Genomic DNA, 15,849 nt, shown 5'->3' on the forward strand with positions numbered 1-15,849 from the left:
GCATGATCATCACCCTCGGCGGCTGGAAGCGGCACACGGCCGAGGCCATCCCCGACGAAGACTTCCGGGAGCGGTGCCACGACCTGCTCGGCGTGCGCGCGGTAAACGTGCGCGACATGTACGGGATGATCGAGACGAACATGCTCGCAGTCGAATGCCACCTGCATCGCAAGCACGTCCCGCCCTGGTGCTACATCTCCATCCGGGACCCCGCCCAGAACGGCAAGGAACTCGCCCCCGGGGAAACCGGCACCATCGCCATACTGGACGCCCTCAGCACCAGCTACCCCGGATTCCTCCTCACCGACGACATAGGCGAGGTCGAGACCGGCACCTGCGCGTGCGGCAGAACCGGCCAGATCATCAACTTCCGCCGCCGGGGACCGGGCAGCGGGCCTGGCCACTGCCCCGTCAGCATCGAGCGCTACCTCCGCTCGGGCACAACCGCCGAGGCTGAGGTGGCGGCACCGCAGGGCCGTGGCACGACGATGGAAGGGACAGGCTCATGGAAGTGGCACCTTCCATCGCCGGAACCCGCCCGTTCCTGAGTACGGCCACCGCCAAGCATCAGGAACCGGTACCGACGGTGGTCAGTCAGATGCATGAGATGACGACGGGCAGCAGCCGCATGCCGCCCGCGGTTCAGACGGATCCCGCTGCGAATGTACAGGCGGGCGTCACTGTCTATTTTCTGGGCGGGGAGCAGAACCTGCTTTACGTTGAGGTCGACGGGCAGTGGGTGGAATACGTCAAGTCCGCCCCGCCGTCGGAGGATCCCAGGCTGGAGCTTCCTGCGGCGGCGCCCACCCCGCCAGTCCCGCTCACCCAAACGGACCAGAACACCCAAACAGGCCAGGACACCCGGCCCGGCCCCGATGCCCAGTCCGGCCCAGACACCCAAGCAGGCCCAGTCCACTGGGCCGGTTACACATGCCACAGCCCCGACGAAATTACCCCTGAACGCAGGCGCCGGGTCTACTGCGACCCCGCCGCCATGCCGGACCTGTTGTTCACCGGGAACGGGGAGGCCCCCGCGCTGCCCTTGCCGGTGCTTGACCTTGCCGGACACACGGCGGACCCGGAGCCTTGGCTCGATCCAGAATCAGGGGACAGGTTCTCATCCGTCGAGGCCAGTCTGGTCCTGAAACTGCTGAGGTACGCCCCGCGTTTAACGTTTAAGGCTTCGGCTGGTTGCTAATACACTGCTCGTTCACACAGAGGTTTCAGTTTGGCGCAATAGCCTGAAGGGGTCAGCCAGCCTCACCTTAGGAGAACCCAATGGCCGATGACACAAGCACCATGGAGTTCGTCGGGAGCGTGGCCATGAAGTGGCTCGAAGACTTTGCGGACAACCCCAAGCGTGGCAGCTACATGGAAGCCGTGGCCGACCTGAGCACCCTGATCCTGGGCGGCGCCATTGAGGCCGCCGGACTCGTGGATGAGGAAGGTGCCGGAGCCCTGAGCCGTCAGGAAGAGCTGGAAAAAGAGGCCCAGGCCGGCTAATAGAGCCGGTGCCGCCCTATTAAAGCCGGTTCGCTCCGGTCACCCGGACCACCGCAGTGCCGGTCTCGTCCGAGGCGGCCAGATTCACCTCTGCGGAGATTCCCCAGTCATGGTTGCCCGCCGGGTCGTCGAAGATCTGCCGGACCTTCCAGACGCCGGGCTCCTCGGTGATGATGAGCAGACCGGGTCCGCGGGCATCAGGGCCTGTGCCGATGTCGTCGTGCTCGTCGAAGTAGTCGTCCAGGACGTCTTCCCAGCGGTCCGCGTCCCAGCCCGCATCGCCGTCGAGCTCGCCAAGTGCTTTGGCGTCCTCATCTGCAAAGAGTTCGACGCGCCGGAACATCTCGTTCCGGACCATGACCCGGAAGGCCCGGATGTTGGACGTGAGCGACGGCGGCGGGGGCGGCGGCGCGTCGTGCGGGGTCGGGGCAGCACCGGAGGTCAGTTCCTCCCACTCGTCCAGCAGGCTGGAATCCACTTGGCGCACGAGCTCGCCGAGCCATGCGATCAGATCCTCGAGGTCCTCCCGCAGCGCATCCTGCGGCACGGTCTGCCGGAGCGCCTTGAAGCCGTCCGCAAGGTACCGCAGCACGATGCCCTCTGAGCGGGCAAGACCGTAGAACTGGACGAACTCGCCAAAGTTCATCGCGCGCTCGTACATGTCCCGGATGACCGACTTGGGTGCCAGCTCAAAGTCGCCCACCCACGGCGCCGCCTTGCGGTACACCTCGAAGGCCTCGCCCAGGATCTCGGCGAGCGGCTGGGGATAGGTGACCTCGTCGAGCATGGCCATCCGCTGCTCATATTCGATGCCGTCGGCCTTCATGGCAGCCACAGCTTCACCGCGAGCCTTCTTCTGCTGCGCGGACAGGATCTGCCGCGGCTTCTCCAGCGTGGCTTCAATTACGGAGACCACGTCGGAGGCGTAGGACGGGGACTCGGGATCCATGAGGTCCAGCGCGGCCAGGGCAAACGGGGACAGCGGCTGGTTAAGGGCAAAGTTCGGCTGCAGGTGGACGGTCAGGCGCACCGTGCGGCCGTCTGCCCCCTGCTCGGCGGCCGGGATGCGCTCCACCACCTCGGCCGCCAGCAGCTCCCGGTAGATCCCGAGTGCCTTCTTCATGAGCCGCAGCTGGGAAGTGCGGCTTTCATGGTTTTCAGTGAGGAGCCGCCGCGCCGCCGCGAACGGGTCGCCGGGGCGCTCCATGAGGTTCATGAGCATCGCATGGGTCACGGTGAAGCTGGAGTTCAGCGGCTCCGGAACGGACTCCACAAGCCGGTTGTAAGTAGGCTGGCCCCAGGACACGAAGCCCTCCGGCGGCTTTTTCTTCACCACCTGGCGCAGCTTCCGCTGGTCGTCGCCGAACTTCGCGGTGGCCTTGGCCATCGCCTTGACGTTCTCCACCACGTGCTCAGGCGCCTGGACCACCACCGTGCCGGCCGTATCGTAGCCGGCCCGGCCGGCCCTTCCGGCAATCTGGTGAAACTCCCGTGAGTTGAGCAGGCGGGTGCGTACGCCGTCGTACTTGCTCAGTGCGGTGAGCACGACGGTACGGATGGGCACGTTGATTCCCACGCCCAGCGTATCCGTGCCGCAGATGACCTTCAGCAGCCCGGCCTGGGCCAGCTGCTCCACGAGCCTGCGGTACTTGGGCAGCATGCCCGCATGGTGGACGCCGATGCCGTGCCGGACTAGGCGGTTCAGGGTCTTGCCGAAGCCGGCGGCGAAGCGGAAGTTCGCGATCAGCTCGGCGATCTTGTCCTTCTCCTCGCGCGTGCAGACGTTGATGCTCATCAGCGTCTGGGCGCGCTCGATCGCTTCAGCCTGGCTGAAATGCACCACGTAGACCGGCACTTCTCGGGTGCCCAGCAGTTCCTCGAGGGTCTCGTGGACCGGCGTCTCGCGGTAGTAGTAGTGAAGCGGAATCGGGCGCTCGGCCGAGCTGACGGTGGTGGTGGACCGTCTCGTCAGATCGGTCATGCCCGCCTCGAAACGGCTGACGTCGCCCAGCGTGGCGGACATGAGGAGGAACTGTGCCTGCGGCAGCTCCAGCAGCGGAACCTGCCAGGCCCAGCCCCGCTGCGGATCGGAATAGAAATGGAACTCATCCATGATGACGGCGCCCAGATCCGCCGCCGCACCCTCGCGCAGCGCAGTATTGGCCAGGATCTCGGCCGTGCAGCAGATGATCGGGGCGTCCTGGTTCACCCCGGAGTCGCCGGTGATCATGCCGACGTTCTCCGCTCCGAAGATCTCGCAGAGGGCGAAGAACTTTTCCGAGACCAGGGCCTTGATGGGGGCCGTGTAGTAACTCCGCTCGCCACGGGCCATCGCCTGGAAGTGGGCCGCAATCGCCACGAGCGACTTGCCCGAGCCGGTGGGCGTCGCGAGGATCACGTTGGCTCCGGAGGCCAGCTCCATGATGGCCTCGTCCTGGGCCGGGTACAGCTGGAGGCCGCGGCTTTCGGTCCACTCGACGAACCGTTCGTACAGCGTGTCCGGGTCCGCACCGGTTCCCGTGCTGATCCGTGCGGACGGGGCGGGGAGCTGTTCAACGAGTTTCATTGCCTTCCAGCTTAGTGCCAGCGCGTCCCGCAACGTTTTCAGGCTGGCCCGGCGCTAGGCTCGCCCTGCCAGGACAATACTTCAGCGACCATGTTTCAACGAACAACCGGAGGCCATGTGTGGGATCCCGCCAAATACGTCCAGTTCGGGGACTACCGGCAGCGCCCGTTCTTTGACCTGACCGGCCGCGTCCTGGCCGACGCTCCGGGTGAGGTGGTGGACCTGGGCTGCGGCCCCGGCAACCTGACCGCCACGCTCGCGGCCCGCTGGCCCTCCGCCCGGGTGGTTGGCCTGGATTCGTCCGCCGAGATGCTTGCCACCGCGGAACAGCACCGGCAGTCCGCGCCCGGGCTGGAGTTTGCGCTCGGGGACTTCGCGTCCTGGCTCCCGTCCGCGGATACCGATGTGGTGGTGAGCAACGCGGCCCTGCAATGGGTTCCGGGGCACCCGGACCTGCTGGCCGGCTGGCTGAAGGCGCTGAAACCGGGCGCGTGGTTCGCCCTCCAGGTGCCTGGCAACTTCACGTCCGCGTCGCACACCCTGATGCGCGACGTCGCCGAGTCGCCAAAGTGGGCCGGCAGGCTCGCCGGCGTGCTGCGCCACGACGAGGTGGTTGCGCCACCCGCACATTACCTGCAGATCATGCTCGACGCCGGATGCGCCGCCGACGCGTGGGAAACCACCTACCAGCAGGTGCTCACCGGTGAGAATCCGGTGCTGGACTGGGTGCGCGGCGCCGGCCTGCGGCCCGTGCTGGCCGCGCTGTCGCCGGACGACGCCGTCGAGTTTGAGGCCGAATACGGCGCCCGGCTGGCCGAGGCATACCCGGCAAGGCCGCACGGCACGGTGTACCCGTTCCGCAGGATCTTCGCGGTTGCCCGCAAGCTGTAGGACGGCATGATTCCGACCCGGCCGCAGCCGCCCGCGCAACACCCCGCACGGTCTGATGTGATGTGGCTTACAATGGCCAAGCGGCTATTGGGGGCCGTCCCAGGCTCCAGTACGCCCAGGCGATGAAGGAGGCGCGGTGCTGTTTGGCCTGATGCTCCGCCTCCTCGGCGACCACCGGGCGGCCGTCTGGGCGATCATTGCGCTCCAGGTGGTGCAGACGGCCGGAAACCTTCTGCTGCCCACGCTGAACGCCAGCATCATCGACGACGGAATCCTTGCCAACCAGCCCGGCGTGATCCTGGCACTGGGCGGCTGGATGATGGTGCTCACCGCGGTGCAGGCAGCCGCGGCCCTGGGTGCCGGGTACCTTGGGGCCGACGTCGCCATGAACATTGGCCACCGGCTCAGACGGGAGCTGTTCGCCCAGGTGCAGGCCATGTCCTCCCAGGAAATCGGCGCCTTCGGCACTCCCAGCCTCGTCACCCGGGCCACCAATGACGTCCAGCAGATCCAGACCTTCGCGGTCCTGGTGTTCACCATGCTCGCAGCGGCGCCGGTCATGGGCATCGGCGGAGTCGTCCTGGCCGTCCAGCAGAACGCGGCCCTGTCCGCCGTCGTGATAGTCATCGTCCCGCTGCTGGTGCTCATCATGTACCTGATCGTGCGGCGCCTCATCCCGCTCTACCGGCAGGGGCAGGCACTCATCGACGGCATCACCCGGATCCTGCGCGAACAGATCATCGGCGCCAACGTCATCCGCGGCTTCGTCCGGCAGAAGCATGAGGTTGCCCGTTTCGCGGAAGCCAACCGGCGGCTGACCAGGAACAACCTGCAGTCCGCGCTCCTGGTCGCTGGAATGCTTCCGATGATCATGATCGTGGTGAACCTTTCCTCGGTGGCCGTGGTCTGGTTCGGCGGGCACCTGATCAGCAGCGGCACCATGAAGGTGGGCGCCCTCACGGCCCTCATCGCCTACATCCTGCAGATCCTGCTGGCCATCATGATGGCCATGTACGTCTTCAGCACAGCACCGCGCGCGGCCGTCTGCGCCGAACGGATCCAGGACGTGCTGGACGTGACCCCGGCACTGGGTGTGCATGCCGGGAAGGCATCTGCTGGCCCGGCGGAAGGCGGGGCCGGCCATGACGCTGGGGGAGTGGAGTTCAGCCATGTCTGGTTCGCCTATCCCGGGGCGGAGTCGCCGGTCCTGGCCGACGTCTCCTTTGCCGCCGCCCCCGGGACCACCACGGCCATCATCGGCGCCACCGGCAGCGGCAAAACCACACTGCTGAATCTCCTGCCCCGGTTCCTGAACGCCACTTCCGGTGAGGTCCGGTTCGCCGGTACCGACGTCCGGACAATGTCCGCCGGTGGCCTGCGGGAACGCATTTCGGTAGTCCCGCAGCACTCGTACCTGTTCTCCGGCACCGTGGCGAGCAACCTGCGGATGGCAGCGCCGGAGGCCACCGAGGACGAGCTGTGGCAGGCCCTGCGGCTCGCGCAGGCCGAGGACTTCGTCCGCCAGCTCCCGGACGGACTCCATGCCGCCGTCGCCCAGGGCGGCGCCGGGCTGTCGGGCGGGCAGCGGCAGCGGTTGTGCATCGCCCGCGCCATGCTCCGCGCCGCGGACCTGTACGTCTTCGATGACAGTTTTTCCGCCCTGGACTACGCCACCGAGGCGGCGGTCCGGCAGGCGTTGGCGCCTGTGCTGGAAGCCGCCACGGTGCTCATGGTGGCCGAACGCATTCCCACCATCATGGGTGCGGACCGGATCCTGGTGCTCGAGGAGGGCCGGCTGGTGGCCTGGGGAACCCACGCTGAACTGCTGGAAACGTCGCCCATCTACCGGGAGATTGCCGAGTCCCAGCTGGCCCTGGATGAGCAGCCGTGAGAAGCCGGCAGCCATGAGGGGCACGCACGCAGCCGGACGCAAGACCGGCACTTTCCTGCCGGCGGCGTCACGCCTCCTGGGGCTGCTGCGCCCGTCGAGGGGACGGATGGCCCTGGCCATCGCGGCGACCTGCGGCTTCGCCGCCCTCAATGTGGCGGCTCCCAAGCTCCTCGGTGACGCCACCGACGTCGTCGTCGACGGTTTCATGCATGGCACGTTCGACGCCGGCAGGCTGGCTATGCTGCTCGGCGTGGTGTCGCTGATGTACGTCGGGACGTCCATCTTCAACTGGGTCCAGGGGGCCCTGACCGCCCAGGCGGTGCAGCGGCTGGTCTTCGGCCTCCGCGCCGCCGTCGAGGACAAACTGCACCGCCTGCCGTCGTCGCACTTCCAGGAGCAGGCCAGGGGAGATGTCCTGAGCCGGGCCACCAACGACGTCGACAACATCTCACAGGCGCTCAACCAGTTGCTCACGCAGCTGATCATGTCCGTTCTGATGCTGTGCGGTTCGCTGGCCATGATGCTGGTGATCTCGCCGCTGCTGGCGGCCATCGCCCTGGTATCCGTTCCCGTCTCCACGCTGATCACGGTGTTCATGGCGCGCCAGTCGCAGGCCTATTTTGCGGCCCAGTGGGCATCCACCGGGGAGCTTAACGCCCACGTCGAGGAGTTCATCACCGGACACGAGGTGATCAAGGCGTTCGGGCAGCAGGACACGGCGGCGGCCATCTTCGGCCGCGGAAACGACAGGCTGGCCCGCACCAGTGCGCGGGCCCAGTTCGTGTCCGGGGCCGTGCAGCCGCTCATGGTGTTCGTCGCCAACCTCAATTATGTGGCGGTGGCGGTGGTTGGTGCCCTGCAGGTGGCCGCGGGCGCCATGACGATCGGCGGCATCCAGGCGTTCATCCAGTTCAGCCGCCTGTTCACCCAGCCGATGGGACAGATTGGCGGCATGCTGAGCCTCATGCAGTCCTGCGCGGCCTCGGCGGAGCGGGTCTTCGTCCTCCTGGACGACCCGGAGATCCCCCGGGAGGACGGCGTTCCGGCCCGGCAGGAAAACCTGCGCGGCCGGATCGATTTCGAGGACGTCACGTTCGCCTACACCCCCGGGGCGCCGGCCGTCAGCGGGCTGTCCTTCTCCGTCCTCCCGGGCCAGACAGTGGCCATCGTGGGCCACACCGGGGCCGGCAAGACCACCGCGGTGAACCTCCTCATGCGCTTCTACGAACTGGACTCAGGCCGCATCACGATCGACGGCACGGACATCTCCACCGTGCCCGTGGATTCGCTGCGCTCCAACTTCGCCGTGGTCATGCAGGACGTCTGGCTGTTCAGCGGCACCGTCCGCGAGAACATCGACTACGGCTCCCCGGGGTCCTCTGATGACCGGATCCTGGCAGCGGCCGAAGCCAGCCACGTGGACCACTTCGTGCGGTCGCTGCCGGCCGGATATGCCACGGTTTTGGGGGACGACGGCGATTCGCTCAGCCAGGGCCAGCGGCAACTGATCACCATCGCCCGGGCCCGGCTGGCCGACCGCAGCGTCCTGGTCCTGGATGAGGCGACAAGTTCCGTGGACACCCGGACCGAGGTGCAGATCAAGCTCGCGATGAACCGGCTGCGGCAGGGCAAGACCAGCTTCATCATTGCGCACAGGTTGTCCACCGTGCGCGACGCTGATCTAATTCTGGTCATGGATCACGGACGCATTGTTGAACAGGGGACGCACAGCAGCCTGCTGTCCGTGGACGGCCATTACCGGCACCTGTACGAGGCCCAGTTCCGCGGTGTGGACCGCGAACTCGGCGCCATCCGCCGGCACCACGGCAGGCACGCCGCCGGCAAGCAGCGCTTCCGGGAGTCCGGCCTGTGACCGCCGGCGACGCCTTCCCCGGGCAGTGGAAGCCCAACACCGGCAGCTCCGTGGCCCTCTTTGAACAGCTGCGGCTCCACGTGATCGAACAGGCGGACCAGGGAAAGCTGGCGGCCGGCACACGGCTGCCGGCAGTGCGGACCCTGGCCGGAACCCTCGGCGTCGCACCCCACACCGTGGCACGGGCATACAAGGAACTCGAGGCCGCCGGCGTTGTCGCCACCAAGGGCCGGAACGGCACGGTGGTCTGCGCGCGTGACGAGCGCTGGGGGGCGTTGTCCGAGGCCGCGGCCGAATATGCCGCGGCGGCCAAATCACAGGGCGCAACATTCGCCCAGGCCGTCCACCTGCTGGCAGCCGCCTACGACGCCGAATAGCGACCGTGGCGTGGAACACCCGCGTGGATATTCGAAGAAGTTTTCGACTAGCATTAGTGGGTGCCTAAAGCCATAGCTGAAGAAACCGCTGTTGCCCCCTCCGCCGTCGTCCCCCTGAGCCCCGCCAAACCGGCGCGCCCGGACCTTTCCCGACTGGTGGTCAAGGGCGCCCGCGAGCACAACCTCCGCAACGTCGACCTCGACCTGCCGCGGGACGCCATGATCGTCTTCACGGGCCTCTCCGGCTCCGGAAAGTCCTCCCTCGCCTTCGACACCATCTTCGCCGAAGGCCAGCGCCGCTACGTTGAGTCGCTTTCCGCCTACGCCCGGCAGTTCCTGGGCCAGGTGGACAAGCCCGACGTCGACTTCATCGAGGGCCTGTCACCGGCAGTCTCGATCGACCAGAAGTCCACCAGCAAGAACCCCCGCTCCACCGTGGGCACCATCACCGAAATCTACGACTACATGCGTCTGCTGTGGGCGCGCGTGGGCCGGCCGCACTGTCCCGTGTGCGGTGAACCCGTCATCAAGCAGACCCCGCAGCAGATCGTGGACCAGTTGCTCGAGCTGGAGGACGGCACCCGCTTCCAGATCCTGGCTCCCGTGGTCCGCGGACGCAAGGGTGAATTCGTCGACCTCTTCAAGGAACTGACAGCCAAGGGCTATTCCCGCGCCCGGGTCGACGGCGACCTCGTCCAGCTCAGCGATCCGCCCAAGCTGGGCAAGCAGTTCAAGCACACCATCGAGGTGGTGGTAGACCGGCTCGTGGTCAAGGAGGGCATCAGGCAGCGCCTGACAGACTCCATCGAAACGGCACTGAGCCTCGCCGAAGGGCGCGTCCTGGCCGACTTTGTGGACCTTGAAGCCGACGACCCCCACCGCACGCGTGCGTTCTCGGAGAACTTGGCCTGCCCGAATGAGCATCCCTTGGCCATCGATGAAATCGAGCCCAGGTCCTTCTCGTTCAACAACCCGTTCGGCGCGTGCTCGGCCTGCAGCGGCATTGGCACCCGGCTGGAAGTCGACGAGGAACTGATCATTCCCAACCCGGAGCTTACGCTGGAGGACGGGGCCATCGCGCCGTGGTCCCTGGGCACGGCGACCACCGAGTACTGGAACCGGCTGCTCGGCGGGCTGGCCAAGGAACTCGGGTTTTCCATGACCACACCGTGGCAGGACCTTCCCAAGGACGTCCGGCAGACGGTCCTGCACGGCAAGGACCACAAGGTGGTGGTGCAGTACCGCAACCGGTTCGGCCGTGAACGCAAGTACAGCACGGGCTTCGAAGGCGTGGTGCAGTACGTGCACCGCAAGCACATAGAGACCGAGTCTGACTCCGCCCGGGACCGGTACGAGGAATACATGCGGCAGATCCCCTGCCCCGCCTGCAACGGCGCCCGGCTGAACCCGGCGTCGCTCTCGGTTCTCATCAACGGTAAATCCATCGCCGAGGTGGCGGCGCTGCCCATGCGCGAATGCGCCGGGTTCCTGGACAACCTCGTGCTGACCGGCCGTGAGGCGCAGATCGCCCACCAGGTCCTCAAGGAGATCCAGGCGCGCCTCACCTTCCTGCTGGACGTGGGCCTCGAGTACCTGAACCTGGAACGCCCCTCCGGCACGCTTTCCGGCGGCGAGGCGCAGCGCATCAGGCTGGCCACCCAGATCGGCTCCGGCCTCGTAGGCGTCCTGTATGTGCTTGACGAGCCCTCCATTGGGCTCCACCAGCGGGACAACCGGCGCCTGATCGAAACCCTGACCCGGCTTCGGGACCTGGGCAACACCCTCATCGTGGTCGAACACGACGAGGACACCATCCACGAGGCGGACTGGATCGTGGACATCGGCCCGGGAGCCGGCGAGCACGGGGGCCAGGTGGTCCACTCCGGCTCCTACGAGGCCCTCCTGCAGAACACGAAGTCCCTCACCGGAGACTACCTTTCCGGCAGGAAGAGCATCGACGTCCCCAAGAAGCGGCGCAAGTACGACAGGAAGCGCGAGTTGAAGGTCGTCGGCGCCCGGGAGAACAACCTCGTCAACGTTGATGCCGCGTTCCCGCTGGGCCTGTTCACCGCGGTGACCGGCGTCAGCGGCTCCGGTAAATCGACCCTCGTCAACGAGATCCTGTACAAGGTGCTGGCCAACAAGCTCAACGGCGCCAAGCAGGTGGCCGGGCGCCACCGCACCGTCCAGGGTCTCGAGCACCTCGACAAGGTAGTGCACGTGGACCAGAGCCCGATCGGCCGCACACCGCGCTCCAACCCGGCCACCTACACGGGCGTCTTCGACCACATCCGGAAGCTCTTCGCCGAGACCACCGAGGCCAAGGTCCGCGGCTACCTCCCCGGCCGGTTCTCCTTCAACGTCAAGGGCGGCCGCTGCGAAGCCTGCTCCGGTGATGGCACGCTGAAGATCGAGATGAACTTCCTGCCGGACGTCTACGTTCCGTGCGAGGTCTGCCACGGCGCCCGGTACAACCGCGAGACACTCGAGGTGCACTACAAGGGCAAGACCATTGCCGACGTGCTGAACATGCCCATCGAGGAGGGCGCCGAGTTCTTCGCCGCCTTCTCCCCGATTGCGCGCCACCTCAAGACCCTCGTGGACGTCGGCCTCGGCTACGTCCGGCTCGGCCAGCCCGCCACCACGCTGTCCGGCGGCGAGGCGCAGCGCGTCAAACTGGCGGCGGAGCTGCAGAAGCGGTCCAACGGCCGGAGCGTCTACGTCCTCGACGAGCCCACCACCGGGCTCCACTTCGAGGACATCCGGAAGCTGCTCATGGTGCTGCAGGGCCTCGTGGAAAAGGGCAACACCGTCATCACGATCGAGCACAACCTCGACGTGATCAAGAGCGCCGACTGGATCGTGGACCTGGGTCCTGACGGAGGCTCCGGTGGCGGCCGCGTCGTGGCCTCCGGTACCCCCGAGCAGGTCTCCAAGTCCTCCGAGAGCCACACCGCGAAGTTCCTGGCCGAAATCCTCAGCTAGTACCTAAGTCCCAAGCCACGACGCAACGACTGCCCGCCAGACCACCTGGCGGGCCGCCGTCGTCCTCCGGGCTTTGAGTTTTTGTCCAGATAATGGCCGCTAAAGGCCTCGGAAGTCACGATATGTGGACAAAAACTCCTGGGGGAGGGGATAAGTATGCCTCGGATGGCATACGAGTTTGAGCAGGCGTGCCATCGTGAGAAACTAGGCCGGTGACTTCTACAACAGTGCCTGTGATCTTCGACCTGGACGGCACTCTTGTCGATCCGGCCGGTGGAATCACAGACGGAATTGCCGCGGCCCTCAAGGAACATGGCCTTGCTGTCCCCAGCCAGGACCTTCTGGACGCGATGGTGGGTCCCAAGCTAAGCGACTCGCTGCTGAACGTCGCGGCTGTTCCTCCTGCCATGCTCAAGGCGGTGATCCGGACCTACCGGATGCATTATCTGGACTTCGGCATAGACCAGAGCCGCCTGTACCCGGGCATTGTCGACCTGCTGGACGGCTACGTGGCGGCAGGACGGCCGGTGGCGGTTGCGACGCAGAAGCCGGAACACCTTGCCCAGCTGCTGCTTACACACCACAAGATCGCCAGCCGGTTCCTCACCATCAAGGGGTCGGCCGTGGACGAGACCGCGGCCGGAGCGGGTCCGGTCGGCAAGACCGGCATCATCGCCGCAGCCATGACAGACCTCCGCAGCCAGCACGCCGTCATGGTAGGCGACCGTGCGCAGGACGTGGCCGGAGCACTGGCCAACGGCCTCGACTGCATCGGCGTCAGCTGGGGTTTTGCGCCCGACGGCGAACTGGAGGCAGCGGGAGCTGTGGCCGTCGTCCACGACACGGACAGCCTGCGCGCCAAAGTCGAGGAGCTGGAGACCGTCCGTGCCGCAGCCCTGAGCGAGGTGCGCAACGATGGAGCTGTTTGACGGCGTCCGCTGGACGACGCGGACCCTGATCTCCGGCAGCTGCCGGCCAACCGTCATCGGGTTGGAGAACGTGCCCAAGAGCGGGCCGTTCATAGTGGCGCCGAACCACCTTTCCTTTCTGGACAGCGTAATTGTCCAGGCGCTCATGCCCCGGCCGGTCGCGTTCTTTGCCAAGGCGGAGTACTTCACCACTAAAGGCATCAAGGGCCGCGTGATGAAGTCCTTCTTCGAGGCTGTCGGCTCCATTCCGGTGGAGCGCGGTGAGCAGGCCGCGAGCGTGCAGGCCCTCAAGACTCTCCTCGACATCCTCGAGGACGGCAGGGGCATCGGCATCTACCCCGAAGGCACCCGTTCCCGTGACGGCATCCTGTACCGCGGCCGTACCGGCGTCGGCTGGCTGGCCCTCACCACCGGCGCCCCGGTTGTCCCCGTGGGACTGATTGGCACCGAGAAGCTGCAGCCCGCGGGCCGCAACGCCGTCAAGCCCCAGCACTTCATCGTGAAGGTGGGCGAGCCGCTGTACTTCGACAAGACCGGGCCGGACCATTCCCTTCCCGCACGGCGCCAGGTGACCGACCGCATCATGGATGCCATCGCCCAGCTCAGCGGCCAGGAGCGCTCCACCAGCTACAACCAGAGCAAGGTCATCGAGTAGGCCGGTTGCCCTTCCGGCGGCTCCCTGGACGCGGCCGTGACGGCCGAAAAACGGCTGGCGGCAAACCGCGGCCCCGAGGCTCAGTAGACTGGAAACGTGGCAGATCCATCGAGTTATAGGCCCCAGACGGGTGAGATTCCGACCAATCCGGGTGTTTACAGGTTCAGGGATCCGCATGGGCGGGTTATCTACGTCGGCAAGGCCAAGAACCTCCGGTCACGCCTGAACTCGTACTTCGCCAACCCGGCAGGGCTGCTGCCCAAGACCCACGCCATGGTGTACGCGGCCAGCAGCGTCGAGTGGACCGTGGTGGGCAGCGAGCTGGAATCCCTCCAGCTGGAATACACCTGGATCAAGGAATTCAAGCCGCGGTTCAACGTGGTGTTCCGGGACGACAAGACGTACCCCTACCTCGCCGTCACCATGGGGGAGAAGCTGCCCCGCGTGCAGGTCATGCGCGGCGAACGGCGGAAGGGCACCCGCTACTTCGGGCCCTACACGGCCGGCGCCATCCGGGAGACCATGGACACCCTGCTGCGGGTCTTTCCCGTGCGCAGCTGCAGCGCGGGAGTGCTGAAACGGGCCCAGGCCAGCGGCCGGCCCTGCCTGCTGGGCTACATCGACAAATGCTCGGCCCCCTGCGTCGGGCGCGTGACCCCCGAGGAACACCGTGCCCTCGCCGAGGACTTCTGCGCCTTCATGGGAGGCGAGGCCAAGCGCTTCATCGCGCGGCTCGAAAAGGAGATGGGGGCCGCCGTCGCCGTCCTGGACTACGAACGCGCCGCCCGGCTGCGCGACGACATCACCGCCCTCCGGAAGGTCTTCGAGCGGAACGCCGTGGTGCTTGCCGAAGACACCGACGCCGACGTTTTCGCCCTGCATGAGGATGAACTCGAAGCTGCCGTCCAGGTATTCCACGTCCGGGGCGGACGGGTTCGCGGCCAGCGTGGCTGGGTGGTCGAAAAGGTGGAGGACTTCACCACCCCCGACCTCGTCGAACACCTCCTTCAGCAGGTCTATGGCGAGGACGCCGAGATTCAGGGCCGGCTGCCCCGCGAGGTGCTGGTGCCTGTCGAGCCGAGCAATGCACAGGACCTGGCCGTGTGGCTCGGGGGCATCCGTGGAGCCAAGGTGGATATCCGGGTTCCGCAGCGTGGGGACAAGGCCGCCCTCATGTCCACGGTCCGGGAGAACGCCGAGCACGCGCTCCGGCTGCACAAGACCCGCCGGGCCGGCGACCTGACCGTCCGGTCGCAGGCGCTGCAGGAACTCCAAGAGGCGCTGGAGCTCCCCATCCCGCTGCTGCGCATTGAGTGCTACGACGTCTCCCACGTCCAGGGCACCAACGTCGTTGCATCCATGGTGGTGGTGGAGGACGGGTTGCCCAAGAAGTCCGATTACCGCAAGTTCTCCATTACCGGGGCAGCGGCGACGGACGATACAGCTGCGATGCATGACGTGCTGACGCGGCGCTTCAGGCACTACCTCGTGGACAAGACGGCCCAGATCGAAGCCACCGAGCTGGTCGCGGCGCCGGCAGCTGCCGTGGCCGGGCCCGCCGGCGCGGCGGCCAACGGGGCCAACGGCGCCGCCCCGACGGATGCCGCATTGTCCGACACCACGACACCGGCGCCCCGCGCGAAATTCGCCTACCCGCCCAACCTCGTCGTGGTGGACGGCGGCAAGCCACAGGTCAACGCGGCCGCCAAGGCCCTTGAAGGGCTGGGCATCGACGACGTCTACGTGGTCGGGCTCGCCAAGCGCCTCGAGGAGGTCTGGCTGCCGGACAGCGACTTCCCGGTCATCCTGCCCCGCTCCTCGCAGGGCCTCTACATGCTGCAGCGCATCCGCGACGAAGCCCACCGGTTCGCCATCTCGTTCCACCGGCAAAAGCGCGGCAAAGCGATGACCGTCTCCGCCCTCGACGGCGTGCCCGGGCTTGGCGAGTCCAAGCGGAAGGCCCTGCTGGCCCACTTTGGCTCCGTCAAGAAGATCAAGGTGGCATCGGCAGAGGAACTGACAGCTGCCAAGGGCGTCGGGCCGGCACTGGCCGCGGCCATCGTCACGCACTTCAGCCCCGGCGGAGCCGGCGGCGACTCCGGCGAGGCCGTTCCGGCGATCAACATGACCACCGGGGAAGTGCTCGAAACTTAGTCCGCGCCCCGAAACTTGGTTAGGG

General features: G+C 66.7%; 12 protein-coding genes. 11 read left to right on the top strand and 1 reads right to left on the bottom strand.

All coding sequences use genetic code 11. The features are described from left to right. From AC1DFE_RS19550 to AC1DFE_RS19560, 3 genes are all read left to right on the top strand, one after another. Window positions 1-548 (top strand): LuxE/PaaK family acyltransferase (locus AC1DFE_RS19550; protein ID WP_476907523.1); only part of this gene is annotated, 548 nt, incomplete at its 5' end. Continuing rightward, on the top strand, window positions 506-1,198 hold the full coding sequence (locus AC1DFE_RS19555) for a hypothetical protein (protein WP_476907524.1): 693 nt from the start codon (window positions 506-508) through the stop codon (window positions 1,196-1,198). The genes AC1DFE_RS19550 and AC1DFE_RS19555, both read left to right, overlap by 43 nt. Before the next feature lie 80 nt (window positions 1,199-1,278). Beyond that, a complete protein-coding gene (locus AC1DFE_RS19560) occupies window positions 1,279-1,503 on the top strand; it encodes a hypothetical protein (RefSeq protein WP_476907525.1) in 225 nt (74 codons plus the stop codon). Window positions 1,504-1,522: 19 nt separating this feature from the next. Here the strand turns inward: AC1DFE_RS19560 and AC1DFE_RS19565 are convergent, their stop codons facing one another. Next, window positions 1,523-4,069 carry a DEAD/DEAH box helicase gene (locus AC1DFE_RS19565; RefSeq protein WP_476907526.1) on the bottom strand — a complete coding sequence of 849 codons (2,547 nt, stop codon included), beginning with the start codon at window positions 4,067-4,069 and terminating at the stop codon, window positions 1,523-1,525. A 90-nt stretch (window positions 4,070-4,159) separates the two neighbouring features. On the opposite strand from AC1DFE_RS19565, the gene AC1DFE_RS19570 reads away from it, so the two are divergent. The 8 genes from AC1DFE_RS19570 to uvrC all read left to right on the top strand — a co-directional run bounded on the left by AC1DFE_RS19570 (window position 4,160) and on the right by uvrC (window position 15,824). Further along, the gene (locus AC1DFE_RS19570) at window positions 4,160-4,960 is read left to right on the top strand and encodes a trans-aconitate 2-methyltransferase (protein WP_476907527.1); all 801 of its coding nucleotides are present in this window, start codon (window positions 4,160-4,162) and stop codon (window positions 4,958-4,960) included. A 136-nt stretch (window positions 4,961-5,096) separates the two neighbouring features. Next, window positions 5,097-6,851, top strand: a complete 1,755-nt coding sequence (locus tag AC1DFE_RS19575; protein ID WP_476907528.1) for an ABC transporter ATP-binding protein — start codon at window positions 5,097-5,099, stop codon at window positions 6,849-6,851. A gap of 13 nt (window positions 6,852-6,864) precedes the next feature. Further along, the gene (locus AC1DFE_RS19580) at window positions 6,865-8,724 is read left to right on the top strand and encodes an ABC transporter ATP-binding protein (RefSeq protein WP_476907529.1); all 1,860 of its coding nucleotides are present in this window, start codon (window positions 6,865-6,867) and stop codon (window positions 8,722-8,724) included. Continuing rightward, window positions 8,721-9,101 carry a GntR family transcriptional regulator gene (locus AC1DFE_RS19585; RefSeq protein ID WP_476907530.1) on the top strand — a complete coding sequence of 127 codons (381 nt, stop codon included), beginning with the start codon at window positions 8,721-8,723 and terminating at the stop codon, window positions 9,099-9,101. Before AC1DFE_RS19580 ends, AC1DFE_RS19585 begins: the two co-directional genes overlap by 4 nt. 60 nt (window positions 9,102-9,161) lie before the next feature. Further along, window positions 9,162-12,086: an excinuclease ABC subunit UvrA gene (gene uvrA, locus AC1DFE_RS19590; RefSeq protein WP_476907531.1), complete on the top strand. Its 2,925-nt coding sequence runs from the start codon at window positions 9,162-9,164 to the stop codon at window positions 12,084-12,086. Between the two features lie 212 nt (window positions 12,087-12,298). Next, on the top strand, window positions 12,299-13,015 hold the full coding sequence (locus AC1DFE_RS19595; protein WP_476907532.1) for an HAD hydrolase-like protein: 717 nt from the start codon (window positions 12,299-12,301) through the stop codon (window positions 13,013-13,015). Beyond that, window positions 13,002-13,670 carry a lysophospholipid acyltransferase family protein gene (locus AC1DFE_RS19600; RefSeq protein ID WP_476907533.1) on the top strand — a complete coding sequence of 223 codons (669 nt, stop codon included), beginning with the start codon at window positions 13,002-13,004 and terminating at the stop codon, window positions 13,668-13,670. Before AC1DFE_RS19595 ends, AC1DFE_RS19600 begins: the two co-directional genes overlap by 14 nt. Window positions 13,671-13,766: 96 nt before the next feature. Continuing rightward, window positions 13,767-15,824, top strand: a complete 2,058-nt coding sequence (gene uvrC / locus AC1DFE_RS19605; RefSeq protein WP_476907534.1) for an excinuclease ABC subunit UvrC — start codon at window positions 13,767-13,769, stop codon at window positions 15,822-15,824. Window positions 15,825-15,849: the final 25 nt, after the last annotated feature.

The organism is Arthrobacter sp. 05T423 (assembly GCF_056396245.1).

Coding starts and splice junctions, on each gene's coding strand:
- AC1DFE_RS19570 (WP_476907527.1), top strand. CDS start 4,160: ATGTTTCAACGAACAACCGGAGGCCATGTGTGGGATCCCGCCAAATAC.
- AC1DFE_RS19555 (WP_476907524.1), top strand. CDS start 506: ATGGAAGTGGCACCTTCCATCGCCGGAACCCGCCCGTTCCTGAGTACG.
- AC1DFE_RS19580 (WP_476907529.1), top strand. CDS start 6,865: ATGAGGGGCACGCACGCAGCCGGACGCAAGACCGGCACTTTCCTGCCG.
- AC1DFE_RS19565 (WP_476907526.1), bottom strand. CDS start 4,069: ATGAAACTCGTTGAACAGCTCCCCGCCCCGTCCGCACGGATCAGCACG.
- AC1DFE_RS19560 (WP_476907525.1), top strand. CDS start 1,279: ATGGCCGATGACACAAGCACCATGGAGTTCGTCGGGAGCGTGGCCATG.
- AC1DFE_RS19600 (WP_476907533.1), top strand. CDS start 13,002: ATGGAGCTGTTTGACGGCGTCCGCTGGACGACGCGGACCCTGATCTCC.